We start from the raw sequence: 13,947 nt of genomic DNA, 5'->3' as shown, positions 1-13,947 counted from the left end.
TCCTCCTTAATCGATCTGCAAAGTCATATTAAGGAGGATTTATCGATGAATAGGCTGTTTTTTATCTACTTCTCATCATTATTACGGATTTCTACCCGGCGAATCTTACCACTGATTGTTTTCGGAAGTTCGTCTACAAACTCGATGACACGAGGATATTTATAAGGAGCAGTTGTCTTTTTTACATGGTTTTGCAGTTCTTTGATCAATTCTTCGCCTGCACGTATTTTGTAGTCTTTTGATAAGACAATAGTTGCTTTTACTACTTGTCCCCGAATCTCATCGGGTACTCCGGTGATAGCGCATTCTACTACAGCTGGATGAGTCATCAGAGCACTTTCAACTTCAAATGGGCCAATACGATAGCCTGAACTTTTAATGACATCGTCTGCACGCCCTACGAACCAAAGATAACCATCTTCATCTTTCCAAGCAACGTCTCCCGTATAATAGATGCCATCGTGCCATGCTTCGTGAGTACGTTCAGCATCCCGATAATACTCTTTGAAAAGTCCTAGAGGTTTTCCATTGTTGGTACGGATAACAATCTGTCCCTGTTCACCAGCTTCAACAGAACGGCCTTCGTGGTCGATCAAGTCTACGTCGTATTGTGGATTAGGCAATCCCATACTTCCCGGTTTCGGTTCCATCCAAGGCATGGTGCGACGGTCAATGTTGTTTCCGTTTGCCCAAAACCTTCCATAAGTTTGATACCTGTCAGTTTCTTGAAAGTATCGAATACGGCAGGATTCAGAGCTTCACCTGCAATAGTACAATATTTGAGAGAAGACAAGTCATATTTTGTCAGATCTTCGTGAATTAAAAAACGGAAAATAGTGGGAGGGGCACAAAGAGAAGTCACATGATAATCATGTATTTTCTGTAAGATATCTCCTGGGGTGAATTTCTCATGGTCGTAAACGAAGATATTAGCTCCTGCAATCCATTGTCCATAAAGTTTTCCCCATACAGCTTTTCCCCATCCTGTATCGGCAATAGTAAGATGAAGACTATTCTCATCCAAATTGTGCCAAAAGCTACCAGTAACGATGTGTCCTAACGGATAAGTAAAATCGTGTGCTACCATTTTGGGCTCACCGGTGGTACCAGATGTGAAATACATCAATGAAATATCATCATTTGTATTTGCATGTTTAGGACGAGTAAAGGGAGCGGCATTTTCTATACCTTTATGAAAGTTTTGAAATCCTTCCGGAACTTCAGGGCCGACACTAACCAACTGTTCTACACTTGGACAAGCAGGTAGAGCATCTTTAATATGTTGTAGGATGACACTTTCTCCAGCGGCTACAATCATTTTGATATCAGCGGCATTACAGCGATATACGATATCTTTTTTCGTCAGTAAATGTGTTGCCGGAATAACAGTCGCACCTAATTTGTGAAGTGCAATGATACTGAACCAGAATTCAAAGCGACGTTTCAGAATCAACATAACCATGTCTCCACGACCGATACCTAAACTTTGAAAGTAAGATGCTGTCATGTCCGTATAACGTTTCATGTCGGCAAACGAATATTGGTGGCATTCACCTTGGTCGTTTGTCCAAAGTAAAGCATTCTTGTCGGGTTGTTCGGCAGCCCAAGCATCTACTACGTCATAACCGAAGTTGAAATTTTCCGGGACGTTTATTTTCAGATTCTTGATAAAATCTTCTTGTGATGTAAAAGTGGTCTGTGATAAAAATCTTTCTACCATAACTTTTTGAATTAAGAATTATGAATTATGAATGAAGAATTTTTCCATGCGGATCGTTTATATAACGTAACATAATTCTTCATTCTTCATTCTTCATTCTTCATTTTAAATATTACATAATTACTGCGAGAAAACGTACCGTTTTGCCATCGAGCGCTTTCATGCCGTGTGGAAGTTTTGAATTAAAATAAATACTGTCACCTTGATTTAGGATGATTTCCTTGCCTTCGATGCTGATAAGCATACGTCCTTCGACTACAAGATTAAATTCTTGTCCGCTGTGGCTATTGTAATGAATAGGAGTATCATCTCCTTTGGGTTCAACTGTTACGATAAACGGATCGGCAGCACGATTCATAAAACCGGAAGCCAGTGACTGGTACTTATAGGCTTTGGTACGTTCGATACTTATTCCTTTGCCTGCACGAGTTACGAAGTAACTGCTCATTTTGGGCTCTTCACCAAACATCAGTGCATCAAGTGCAACATTGTAGGTACGAGCAATTTTTTGTAGCATACTCACGGAAATATCATAATCTCCTGTTTCTGCCAATCGGTATTCTTCGGCAGAAATGTCACAGTCGCGGGCTATGTCTTCGGACGTAAGTTCCAATACATCGCGTAATCCGCGTAGACGTTCTGCTATCTGTTTAATTTGGTCATTCATATAATTGAGTGATTAGTGATTTTATTTATGTTTGGTTATTTAGATGCCAGCATTGCTTTGATAATTGCAGAAGTGAAACCACTATGTTCCAGTTCGTTGATTCCTTTAATCGTAATTCCTCCCGGAGTGGTCACTTTATCTATTTCTATGCTTGGGTGAGTATCGTTATTTAGGATCAATGCAGCAGCACCTTTTACGGATTGGGCTACCATTTCCATTGCATCTTTAGGACGAAGTCCCATTTCAATGCCTGCTTGCATAGCGGCTTGAATGTATTTTAATACATATGCGATTCCGCAAGAAGCCAATGAAGTGGCAGCAGCCATCTTGTCTTCAGGAATAAGCATTGCCATTCCCATTTCGTTGAATAGTTGAAGAATGAACTGATTTTGTTCATCGCTTGTATTGCGTGTTGCGATCAGTGTCATACTTTCTAGTTCGCTAATGGCTGTATTCGGGACAACGCGGAACATTGGCATTTCCGGTGATACGACATAGTGGGAGAGTTCTTCAAAACTAATCCCGGCAGCAACGGAGACGAGTATTTGCTTACTTTTTACTTTTAGCTCGCGTACCACTGAATTAATAAGCCAGGGTTTTATAGCCAAAATAATAATATCTGCTCCAGTTATAGCTTCTACATTGCTATGTGTAGTGGCGATTGCCGGGAATTCTTTTTTCAATTCTTCCAGTTTGCCGGCACTAGGGTTGGAAACGATAATGTTTGAATCGTCTATTAAACTTCCCTTTGCCAGACCACGGGCGATAGAACCTCCCATGTTTCCTGCACCGATAATAGCTATTTTCATATGCACTTATGTTTTTATAATTTGTTACTGACAAAGGTAACGGTAAATAGTGAAAAAACAAAAAGCAACCTGTTAAGAAATAATTTTCTAGTTTAGGCTGCTTTTATCGTTTGCTATTTATTAATCAAATGTAAAGATCAAAGTACTTTTTTGAAGCGGACAAGAAATTTGTCTGCTTCCTCCATGCTAAGACAAAGAGGGGGAAGTAAGCGAAGTACATTTGTTCCACTAGCTCCGGTAAATACGTGCTCATCATAGATGAGCCGGCTGCGTAACTCTTTGATCGGTTCATCAAACTCAAGTCCGATCATCAATCCGCGTCCACGTACTTCTTTGATTTGAGGAAATTTTTTCAGTTCTTCCAGCAAATAGTTGCCGACTTTAGCTGCATTATCTATCAGGTTTTCTTTTTCTACAATGTCCATTACGGCCAAGGCAGCAGCACATGCTAGGTGGTTACCACCGAATGTAGTTCCTAGTTGTCCGTAGATAGGTGTAAACATTGGGCTGATTAATACTCCTGCCATTGGGAACCCGTTTCCTATCCCTTTGGCTACTGTGATAATGTCTGGCTGAATACCTGTGTATTGGTGCGCAAAGAATTTTCCACTTCGTCCGTAGCCGCTTTGGATCTCATCCAAAATCAAAATAGTACCAGTTTCAGTACAAGTTTTGCGGAGTTCCTGCATAAACTCGGTAGTCGGTATTTTGATTCCCCCGACTCCCTGTATCCCTTCAATAATAACGGCACATACATCTCCTTTTGCTAACTCTTGTCTCATCGCCTCGATGTCATTCAACGGGAGATATGTTACGTGGCCATTGTTGTTGATTGGAGCAATGATAGAAGGATTGTTTGTTGCTTCTACTGCCAATGAAGTGCGTCCATGAAATGCTTTGCTAAAAGAAACGATCTTAGTACGTCTGTTGTGGAAAGAGGCAAGTTTCAGAGCATTCTCGTTTGCTTCGGCACCACTGTTGATCAGGAAGAGACTATAATCTTCGTAACCGGAAAGCCTGCCAAGTCGGTCGGCTACCTGTTGCTGAAGCTTATTGATCACTGAGTTTGAGTAGAAACCAAGTGTTGCAACTTGGTTACTTATCATCTCTACATAGTGTGGATGAGCGTGTCCGACAGAGATTACGGCATGGCTCCGTAGAGATCTAGATATTCTACTCCGTTTTCATCCCAGACTTTACAGCCTTTTCCTTTAACAATATTGATATTGTATAAAGGATATACATCGAATAGTTTCATATTTCTTTTGTTTTAAAAAGCGGACGGCTTCAAACGTAATCCTACGGTTTCTTCCAGATTAAACATCAGGTTCATATTATGCACAGCCTGACCGCTTGCACCTTTTAATAAATTGTCGATACATGAGATAACTAACAGTTTATCACCGTGTTTTTCTAGATGTATCAGACACTTGTTTGTATTTACCACTTGTTTCAGGTCAATGTTTTTATCGACAATGTGTACAAATGAATCTTTCTCGTAGTACTCTTGGTACATTCGAACGATCTCTTCGAGAGATACTTTCGTTTTAACTACAAGTGTCGCAAATATACCACGTGGAAAGTCACCCCGGTAAGGGATAAAATCAATTTCCGAATCAAAGCTGGTTTGCAATTGTTTCAAAGATTGCTTGATCTCCGGTACGTGTTGGTGGTCGAAAGCTTTGTAAACACTGATATTGTTGTTTCTCCAACTGAAATGACTGGTGGCCCCCGGTTTTACGCCGGCACCTGTACTTCCAGTAATGGCGTTTACCATTATATCGTCTGTCAGCATCAGGTTTTTGGCAAGTGGAAGAAGTCCTAACTGAATGCAAGTCGCAAAGCAACCCGGATTAGCTACATGCTTTGCAGTGCAAGTCGCACGCCGATTCAGTTCCGGCAGACCGTAAATAAAATCATGATCGTCGCTCTTGATACGGTAGTCCATAGAGAGGTCGATGATTTTCAAATCTTCCGGTATATTATGACTTTCTATAAATTTCTTTGTATCTCCGTGAGCTGTACAGAAGAATAGAACGTCAATTTCGTCTAATGGTAACTGGTCAGTAAACCTCAAGTCTGTTTCTCCGTAAAGTCCTTCGTGTACATCAGTAATTCTGTTGCCGCCATTACTGCTGCTGTTAACAAATACGATTTCGGTTTCCGGATGGTTGAGTAGCAGACGAATTAATTCGCCTGCTGTATATCCTGCACCTCCAATGATTCCTGCTCTAATCATATTTCTTCGTCTTTATGGTTATTGTAGTAAACACGTAAAGGTGTAGACGTAACCTTAATAAAGCCTTTGGCATCTTCTGCAGTCCAACCTTTTTGCATTTCACCATATTCTCCGAATTTCGTTTTCACAAGGTCGTCTTTCGATTCTACACCTACAGTAGAGAAAGATAATGGACGAAGTTCGAGAATAGCTGTTCCGTTCACGTTACGTTGGCTTTCCTGCAACATCGCTTCAATATCACGCATCACTGGTTCCAAATATTGACTTTCGTGTAGAAACATTCCGTACCAGTTGGCTACCTGATCTTTCCAATATTGTTGCCATTTGCTTAATGTATATTTTTCAAGGAAACGGTGTGCGCCGATAATCAGCATCGGAGCGGCTGCTTCGAAACCTACACGACCTTTGATACCAATAATTGTGTCACCTACGTGCATGTCACGTCCGATACCGTAAGCAGCACCGATTTCTTCTACTTTTTGGATGGCTTTGATCGGATCATCGAATTTCTCGTCATTGACCGCTTTCAGTTCACCCTTTTCAAAAGTAAGGCGAAGTTGTTCGCTACCTTCTTTTTCTACATGTTTTAGATAAGCACTTTCCGGCAATCCCTGTGCTGAATCGAGAATTTCACCTCCACAGATGGAAGTTCCCCATAAACCTACATTATAAGAGTACTTCAGTTTGGTGAAGTCAGCACTGAAACCGTTTTTGTTTAGGTAATCTATTTCTTCCTGACGGCTCAATGCCATGTCACGGGTTAATGTGATGATCTCTACATTAGGAGCCAATACAAGAAAAGTCATGTCAAAACGAATCTGGTCATTACCTGCTCCGGTAGAACCATGTGCTATGGCATCCGCACCAATTTCGTTGGCATAGCGGGCAATAGCAAGACCTTGGAAGATACGTTCCGAGCTGACAGAGATCGGATAAGTACCGTTACGCAGCACATTTCCGAAAACCATATATTTCAGACTTTTTTCGTAGTATTCCTGAGTAACGTCCAATGTGACGTATTTTACTGCTCCCAGTTTATAGGCGTTCTCTTCGTTAGTTTTCAGTTGTTCTTCACTGAAACCGCCTGTGTTGGCACAAGCAGCGTAAACTTCGTAACCTTTTTCTTTAGCGAGGTACATAACGGTGAACGATGTGTCCAGACCGCCGCTGAAGGCCACCACTACTTTTTTCTTTTTCTCTTCCATAGTGCTGTATCTTTTAAATGTTGTTTCTTTCTTGTTCTTTTTTTACGTTTTTCGGATCTTTAGGATCGTACAACATGGCTGTGCAAATACAAAATTTCCGATTTTTGGCTACCAATATATCATGATTGATACATCCTTCGCAACCTTTCCAGAAGGAGTCGTCATCTGTTAATTCATTGAAGGTGACAGGAACGTATCCTAATTCTGTATTCATCTTCATCACTGCTGCTCCGGAGGTCAGACTAAAGATTTTAGCCTTCGGCCATCGGAGACGTGCCAATTGAAATGAAGCTTGTTTGATGCGTTTGGCCAATCCTAGTCCACGGAAATCAGGATGGACAATCAGACCGGACGTGGCTACATATTGTTTGTTGCCCCATGACTCAATGTAGGTGAAGCCTGCGAATGTATCGCCACATAATGCGATAATTGCTTTACCCTCCTTCATTTTTGTTGCGACATATTCGTGTGTGCGTTCTGCGATACCGGTTCCACGAACTGCTGCAGCTTTTCTGATTGTATCCAAAATAGTGTCAACGTATACCTCATGTGAGGCGTCGGCTACCATAACATCTATTTGTTGAGTATCCATTTCTTTATTTAATATATAAATATGTATAGTTATTCGATATTCGGAATGATAAGTGACAAAAGTTGGCGCACTTTACTTGCTGAAACTCCTTCGCGCAATACCAACATAATGGTGTCATCTCCGGCAATGGTTCCCATAATTTCGTTGAATTCATGGTTGTCAATGTCATAAGCCATGCTGCTTGCATAACCGGGGCGGGTACGTATCACGGCTATGTTGCCGGAAAAATCCAGAGAGATAAATCCGTTGTTACGTAACATTTCACCAGCGCTTTGGTCAGTGGATCGCTTATACATGATGTTGTTCGGCAATACATAAACATATTTGCCGTTCATGCTGGCTGCTTTTGCTACTTTCAGCTGTTTTAAGTCACGAGAGAGGGTGGCCTGAGTCAGCTCGAAGCCCTCACGGTTCAGCTCTTGCAACAGTTCTTCCTGAGAACCCAGCTCTTTGCTTGAGATAATCATTTTGATGGCGTCTAACCGATTTGCTTTCTTCTTCATTGTATAATTATTCTAAGAATGGCGCAAAAGTATGCAATAATTTGGAGAAAAGATGCATAAAACTAAAGTTTTTTGCATAAAAGTGGAGAAAAAGTGAATAAATGATCATATTCCTTTGTCTTAAGGAGAGTTTTATCTCGATAACTACCTGGTTTTATTTGTGTACTCGTGTCAAAAAGTGTACGCTTTCAATCAAAAAATATAAGGGGTAAAAGCGGGACATCGTTTATCTTTGTAACATCAGAAAAAACGAGTACCTTATATATTGAGACAAAATACCATGAAACAAAACTTTTTTGCAGTCGATTTGGGGGCGACAAGTGGTCGTACCATCTTAGGAACTTTTACAGAGAGCGGATTAGAATTGAAAGAAATCAATCGTTTCTCCAACCATTTGATTGAAGTGGGTGGACATTTCTATTGGGATATTTATGCATTATATCGCCACATTATCGAGGGTTTGAAGCTGGTAGCACATAGTGGAGAATCTATTACTTCTGTCGGGATAGATACATGGGGGGTAGATTTTGTTTGTGTCGGAAAGGATGGAAACCTACTTCGGCAGCCTTATGCTTATCGTGATCCACATACGGTAGGTGCACCGGAAGTTTTGTTCGCTCGTATCTCTCGTAGTGAAGTGTATGCAAAAACTGGTATACAAATAATGAATTTTAATTCAATTTTCCAATTGGATACGTTAAGACGTAATCAGGATAGTGCATTAGAAGCTACGGATAAAATTCTCTTTATGCCGGATGCGTTGAGTTATATGCTAACAGGGGAGATGGTGACGGAATATACTATTGCTTCAACCGCACAATTGGTGAATGCGTATACCCGTCGTCTGGAACCGGATCTACTGGAAGCTGTAGGATTGAAGGAAAAGAACTTCGGGCGTTTTGTTTTTCCGGGTGAGAAAGTAGGTGTATTGACGGAGAAAGTACAAAAGATAACTGGATTGGGCGCAATTCCTGTAATTGCAGTAGCCGGACATGATACAGGCTCTGCGGTAGCTGCTGTTCCGGCACTCGATCGTAACTTTGCTTATCTAAGTAGTGGCACTTGGTCGTTGATGGGAGTTGAAACGGATGCTCCTGTGATTAATGCTGAAACAGAGTCTTTAAACTTTACGAATGAAGGAGGAGTGGAAGGAACGATCCGTCTGCTTAAAAATATTTGTGGAATGTGGCTGCTTGAGCGTTCTCGCTTGAATTGGGGAGAAACAAGTTATTCTGAATTGATTAGTGAGGCAGAAACTAGCGAACCATTTCGTAGCCTGATCAATCCGGATGATGATTGCTTTGCAAATCCTGTCAATATGGAACAGGCTATTATGGAATATTGCCGTACTACCGGGCAACCCGTCCCTGAGCGACGTGGACAAATTGTACGTTGTATTTTTGAAAGTCTCGCTTTGCGCTATAGACAGGTGCTGGAAAACTTGTGTGCATTATCTCCACATCCGATTGAAACATTGCACGTGATTGGAGGGGGAAGTCGAAATGATTTGCTAAATCAGTTTACGGCAAATGCGATTGATATACCGGTCGTAGCCGGTCCGTCCGAAGCTACCGCCATTGGTAATGTGATGATTCAGGCAATGGCTGCAGGAGAAGCAACGGATGTGGCGGGAATGCGTCAATTGATCCATCGTTCTATTCCGTTGAATACTTATCAACCAAGAGATACAGAAGCATGGGATGCGGCATATATTCAATTTAAAAATTGTATTCGCCCCAATTAAATAAACGACAGAATATATTAACTATTAAAGAATAAGAATATCATGAAAAAAGAAGAACTGATTCAGAAAGCGTATGAAATTGCTGTAGAGCGTTATGCAGCTATAGGTGTAGATGTAAATAAAGCGTTGGAAGATTTGCAGAAGATTTCATTGTCATTGCACTGCTGGCAAGCTGACGATGTAACCGGATTTGAATCAGCCGGAGAATTGACCGGAGGTATTCAGGCAACCGGTAATTATCCGGGAAAAGCTCGCAATATTGAAGAACTCAGACAAGATGTTTTAAAAGCTGCTTCTTATATTCCGGGTACTCATCGACTGAATTTGCATGAGATTTATGGAGACTTCGGCGGACAGTTTGTGATCGTGATCAGGTGACACCGGAGCATTTTGAGAGCTGGATGCAGTGGGCGGCGGAACATAATATGAAGTTGGATTTCAACTCTACTTCTTTCTCTCATCCGAAGTCTGGTAATTTGTCTTTGTCAAATCCCGACAAGAGTATTCGTGACTTTTGGATTGAACATACAAAACGTTGTCGTGCTATCGCTGAGGAAATGGGTAAGCGTCAAGGAGATCCTTGTATCATGAATTTGTGGATACATGATGGTAGCAAAGATATTACGGTAAATCGTATGAAATATCGTGCATTGTTGAAGGATTCTCTGGATCAGATTTTTGCTACAGAATATAAGAATATGAGAGACTGCATCGAATCTAAAGTGTTTGGCATCGGTTTGGAAAGTTATACAGTAGGTTCGAATGACTTCTACATTGGTTATGGTGCAACTCGCAATAAGATTGTGACACTGGATACTGGTCACTTCCATCCGACGGAAAGTGTAGCGGATAAGATTTCTTCTTTGCTGTTGTTTATTCCGGAAATTATGTTGCACGTGAGTCGCCCGGTTCGTTGGGATAGCGACCATGTAACTATCATGAATGATGATACTTTAGATTTGTGCAAGGAAATCGTACGTTGCGATGCTCTTAATAAAGTGCATATTGGTCTTGATTATTTCGATGCAAGCATTAACCGTATTGGCGCTTATGTTATTGGTAGTCGTGCAACTCAAAAATGCCTGATGCAAGCATTGCTTGAACCATTGGCAAAACTGCGCGAATACGAAGCAAATGATCAATTGTTCGAACGTTTGGCTCTGCTCGAAGAATCTAAATCGTTGCCTTGGAATGCTGTATGGGATATGTTCTGCTTGAAGAATAGTGTCCCGGTGGGTGAGGATTTCATTGTTGAGATTCAAAAATATGAAGCTGACGTAACTTCTAAACGATAAGTGATGGATATTTTAATTGGTTTGATCATTATAGCTATCGGCAGCTTTTGTCAGTCCAGTTCCTATGTACCTATTAAAAAGGTAAAGGGGTGGAACTGGGAAGTTTCTGGTTGGTTCAAGGTGTGTTTGCTTGGTTAGTATTTCCGTTTCTCGGATCATTGATGGGTATTCCGCAGGGAAGTAGTTTACTTGATTTGTGGAGCGCAGGGGGGGCTGGAATGAGTATTGTCTATGGTATATTGTGGGGAGTTGGGGGATTGACTTTTGGACTTTCTATGAGATATCTGGGTGTTGCGTTAGGACAAAGTATCGCTTTGGGTACTTGTGCCGGATTTGGAACGCTTTTTCCTGCTATTTTTGCCGGAACGAATTTATTCGAGGGTAATGGACTGATATTGCTTTTGGGAGTTTGTATTACGTTGGCAGGTATCGCTATTATTGGTTATGCAGGTGGTCTGCGTTCACAGAATATGAGTGAAGAAGAAAAACGTGCTGCAGTTAAGGACTTTGCTTTGACAAAAGGATTGTTGGTAGCATTGTTGGCCGGTGTAATGAGTGCATGTTTTGCTTTAGGATTAGATGCAGGAATACCTATTAAGGAAGCTGCTTTAGTAGGTGGAGTAGATGGGCTTTACGCAGGACTTCCTGTTATCTTCTTAGTCACTTTTGGGGGATTTTTGACGAATGCAGCTTACTGTTTACAGCAAAATATTTCCAATAAATCCATGGGGGATTATGCTAAAGGAAAGGTATGGGGAAATAATTTGGTGTTCTGTGCTTTGGCGGGAGTTTTGTGGTATATGCAGTTTTTCGGATTGGAAATGGGTAAGAGTTTCCTGACAGGAAGTCCTGTGTTATTAGCATTTTCATGGTGTATTCTGATGGCATTGAACGTAACTTTTAGCAACGTTTGGGGAATGATCTTGAAAGAGTGGAAGGGAGTGTCTACTAAGACAATTGTAGTTTTGGTTTGCGGATTAGTAGTGCTGATCTTCTCACTGATCTTTCCGAATTTGTTTTAAAATTTTAGGTAAGGATTGCACAAATGATACAGATGTTTCAAATAGTAATTGAATCTGTGGGAGTTAGTGTAATCCGCACCTAATTAAAAATAAATATATAATGAAGTCAATTTTAGAGAATCGCCCGGCATTAGCTAAAGAAGTAAATAAGGTAGCTGAGGTGGCCGGATACTTGTGGCAAAAAGGATGGGCTGAACGTAATGGTGGTAATATCACTGTTAATATCACTGAGTTTGTAGATGATGAAATTCGTGAGATGAAACCGATTAGTGAAGTGAAAGCTATCGGAGTGACATTGCCTTATCTCAAAGGATGTTATTTCTATTGTAAGGGAACGAATAAACGTATGCGTGACTTGGCTCGTTGGCCGATGGAGAACGGTTCGGTGATCCGAATTCTGGATGACTGTGCCAGTTATGTTATCATTGCGGACGAACCGGTTGCCCCCACTTCGGAATTACCTTCTCATTTGAGTGTGCACAATGATTTATTGAGTAAAAACTCTCCTTATAAAGCGTCGGTACATACTCATCCAATTGAGTTGATTGCAATGACGCATTGTCAGAAATTTCTGGAGAAAGATGTAGCTACTAATTTATTGTGGAGTATGATTCCCGAAACGAAGGCATTCTGTCCTCGTGGTTTGGGTATTATTCCTTATAAATTACCAAGTTCGGTAGAATTGGCGGAAGCTACGATTAAAGAATTGCAGGATTATGATGTGGTGATGTGGGAAAAACATGGTGTGTTTGCTGTGGATTGCGATGTAATGCAAGCTTTTGACCAGATTGATGTGTTAAATAAATCAGCGTTGATTTATATTGCTGCCAAAAATATAGGCTTCGAACCGGATGGAATGAGTCAGGAGCAGATGAAGGAGATGAGTGTTGCCTTCAAATTGCCTAAATAATAGTTCTAAAGAATAGACGCTCTTTTAAAAATACAACAAACTATGAATCGGATTATTTTAAATGAAACTTCTTATTTCGGTGCGGGATGTAGAAGTGTGATTGCTGTTGAAGCTGCTCGACGTGGCTTTAAAAAAGCATTTTTTGTAACTGATAAAGACCTAATTAAGTTTGGTGTTGCTGCTGAAATTATAAGGGTTTTTGATGATAATCATATTCCTTATGAACTCTATAGTGATGTAAAAGCTAATCCTACTATTGCCAATGTTCAGAATGGAGTGAAAGCTTACAAGGCTTCTGGTGCTGACTTTATCGTTGCGTTGGGAGGAGGTTCTTCCATAGATACAGCAAAAGGTATTGGTATTGTAGTTAATAATCCGGATTTTGCAGACGTAAAGTCGCTGGAAGGGGTAGCTGATACTAAAAATAAAGCGGTACCTACTTTCGCATTACCAACAACGGCGGGAACTGCTGCCGAAGTGACTATCAATTATGTGATTATTGATGAAGATGCTCGTAAAAAGATGGTTTGTGTGGATCCGAACGATATTCCTGCTGTGGCTATTGTAGATCCCGAATTGATGTATTCTATGCCAAAAGGTTTGACGGCTGCGACAGGAATGGATGCTTTGACTCATGCCATTGAGAGTTATATCACTCCGGGTGCTTGGGCAATGAGTGATATGTTTGAACTGAAAGCTATTGAAATGATTGCTCAGAATCTGAAAGCAGCTGTAGATAATGGTAAAGATGTGGCTGCCCGTGAAGCAATGTCTCAGGCTCAATATATTGCCGGTATGGGATTTTCTAATGTAGGCTTGGGAATCGTGCACTCAATGGCTCATCCGTTGGGTGCTTTTTATGATACTCCGCATGGTGTGGCTAACGCTTTGCTTTTGCCTTATGTGATGGAGTATAATGCTGAGTCTCCGGCTGCTCCGAAGTATATTAATATTGCTAAGGCAATGGGAGTAAATACGGAGGGGATGACAGAAATTGAAGGGGTGAAAGCTGCTGTGGATGCAGTGAAAGCATTATCTCTTAGTATTGGTATTCCGCAGAAATTGCATGAGATTAATGTGAAAGAAGAAGATATTCCGGCATTGGCGGTTGCTGCTTTCAATGATGTTTGTACAGGTGGTAATCCGCGTCCTACATCTGTGGAAGAGATCGAAGTGCTGTATCGGAAGGCTTTTTGATATTAAACGAATTTATTGGTAAGTTCAGCGTGCTTACTTTTTTA

Annotated in this window: 9 protein-coding genes and 4 pseudogenes; 5 read left to right on the top strand and 8 right to left on the bottom strand. The window is 41.0% G+C overall.

Annotation, left to right across the window (positions count from 1 at the left end; translation table 11 throughout):
- Nucleotides 1-65: 65 nt before the first annotated feature.
- From JCM17102_RS25945 to argR, 8 genes and pseudogenes are all read right to left on the bottom strand, one after another.
- A pseudogene (locus tag JCM17102_RS25945) lies at nt 66-1,720 on the bottom strand (AMP-binding protein).
- A 112-nt stretch (nt 1,721-1,832) separates the two neighbouring features.
- Nucleotides 1,833-2,387 carry a helix-turn-helix domain-containing protein gene (locus JCM17102_RS02910; protein WP_025073913.1) on the bottom strand — a complete coding sequence of 185 codons (555 nt, stop codon included), beginning with the start codon at nt 2,385-2,387 and terminating at the stop codon, nt 1,833-1,835.
- Between the two features lie 35 nt (nt 2,388-2,422).
- Nucleotides 2,423-3,196 (bottom strand): pyrroline-5-carboxylate reductase, encoded by a 774-nt coding sequence (gene proC, locus JCM17102_RS02905; RefSeq protein WP_025073912.1) that lies wholly within the window; start codon nt 3,194-3,196, stop codon nt 2,423-2,425.
- A 137-nt stretch (nt 3,197-3,333) separates the two neighbouring features.
- A pseudogene (locus tag JCM17102_RS25940) lies at nt 3,334-4,454 on the bottom strand (aspartate aminotransferase family protein).
- Nucleotides 4,455-4,466: 12 nt separating this feature from the next.
- A complete protein-coding gene (argC, locus tag JCM17102_RS02895; RefSeq protein WP_025073911.1) occupies nt 4,467-5,435 on the bottom strand; it encodes an N-acetyl-gamma-glutamyl-phosphate reductase in 969 nt (322 codons plus the stop codon).
- A complete protein-coding gene (locus tag JCM17102_RS02890; RefSeq protein WP_025073910.1) occupies nt 5,432-6,640 on the bottom strand; it encodes an argininosuccinate synthase in 1,209 nt (402 codons plus the stop codon). The genes argC and JCM17102_RS02890 overlap by 4 nt, the downstream gene beginning before the upstream one ends.
- Before the next feature lie 13 nt (nt 6,641-6,653).
- On the bottom strand, nt 6,654-7,232 hold the full coding sequence (locus tag JCM17102_RS02885) for a GNAT family N-acetyltransferase (RefSeq protein WP_025073909.1): 579 nt from the start codon (nt 7,230-7,232) through the stop codon (nt 6,654-6,656).
- Between the two features lie 29 nt (nt 7,233-7,261).
- The gene (argR, locus tag JCM17102_RS02880; protein WP_025073908.1) at nt 7,262-7,735 is read right to left on the bottom strand and encodes an arginine repressor; all 474 of its coding nucleotides are present in this window, start codon (nt 7,733-7,735) and stop codon (nt 7,262-7,264) included.
- A 280-nt stretch (nt 7,736-8,015) separates the two neighbouring features.
- On the opposite strand from argR, the gene rhaB reads away from it, so the two are divergent.
- From rhaB to fucO, 5 genes and pseudogenes are all read left to right on the top strand, one after another.
- A complete protein-coding gene (gene rhaB, locus JCM17102_RS02875; RefSeq protein WP_025073907.1) occupies nt 8,016-9,479 on the top strand; it encodes a rhamnulokinase in 1,464 nt (487 codons plus the stop codon).
- A 42-nt stretch (nt 9,480-9,521) separates the two neighbouring features.
- Nucleotides 9,522-10,774, top strand: a pseudogene (locus JCM17102_RS25935) (L-rhamnose isomerase).
- 3 nt (nt 10,775-10,777) lie between these two features.
- A pseudogene (gene rhaT / locus JCM17102_RS25930) lies at nt 10,778-11,796 on the top strand (L-rhamnose/proton symporter RhaT).
- A gap of 100 nt (nt 11,797-11,896) precedes the next feature.
- Nucleotides 11,897-12,706, top strand: a complete 810-nt coding sequence (rhaD, locus tag JCM17102_RS02860; protein ID WP_025073906.1) for a rhamnulose-1-phosphate aldolase — start codon at nt 11,897-11,899, stop codon at nt 12,704-12,706.
- Nucleotides 12,707-12,748: 42 nt separating this feature from the next.
- Complete coding sequence (gene fucO / locus JCM17102_RS02855; RefSeq protein ID WP_025073905.1) at nt 12,749-13,903, top strand: lactaldehyde reductase; 1,155 nt, start codon at nt 12,749-12,751, stop codon at nt 13,901-13,903.
- Nucleotides 13,904-13,947 lie beyond the last annotated feature (44 nt).

It is taken from the genome of Bacteroides faecichinchillae JCM 17102 (assembly GCF_000614145.1).
GTDB classification, from domain to species: Bacteria; Bacteroidota; Bacteroidia; order Bacteroidales; family Bacteroidaceae; genus Bacteroides; species Bacteroides faecichinchillae.
The sequence above is the reverse complement of the archived record's forward strand: the minus strand, read 5'-3'. Positions and strand labels throughout refer to the sequence as shown.

What these genes read in the sequence shown, in the direction of transcription:
- JCM17102_RS02910 (WP_025073913.1), bottom strand. Translation starts at nt 2,387, where the DNA reads ATGAATGACCAAATTAAACAGATAGCAGAACGTCTACGCGGATTACGC.
- proC (WP_025073912.1), bottom strand. Translation starts at nt 3,196, where the DNA reads ATGAAAATAGCTATTATCGGTGCAGGAAACATGGGAGGTTCTATCGCC.
- argC (WP_025073911.1), bottom strand. Translation starts at nt 5,435, where the DNA reads ATGATTAGAGCAGGAATCATTGGAGGTGCAGGATATACAGCAGGCGAA.
- JCM17102_RS02890 (WP_025073910.1), bottom strand. Translation starts at nt 6,640, where the DNA reads ATGGAAGAGAAAAAGAAAAAAGTAGTGGTGGCCTTCAGCGGCGGTCTG.
- JCM17102_RS02885 (WP_025073909.1), bottom strand. Translation starts at nt 7,232, where the DNA reads ATGGATACTCAACAAATAGATGTTATGGTAGCCGACGCCTCACATGAG.
- argR (WP_025073908.1), bottom strand. Translation starts at nt 7,735, where the DNA reads ATGAAGAAGAAAGCAAATCGGTTAGACGCCATCAAAATGATTATCTCA.
- rhaB (WP_025073907.1), top strand. Translation starts at nt 8,016, where the DNA reads ATGAAACAAAACTTTTTTGCAGTCGATTTGGGGGCGACAAGTGGTCGT.
- rhaD (WP_025073906.1), top strand. Translation starts at nt 11,897, where the DNA reads ATGAAGTCAATTTTAGAGAATCGCCCGGCATTAGCTAAAGAAGTAAAT.
- fucO (WP_025073905.1), top strand. Translation starts at nt 12,749, where the DNA reads ATGAATCGGATTATTTTAAATGAAACTTCTTATTTCGGTGCGGGATGT.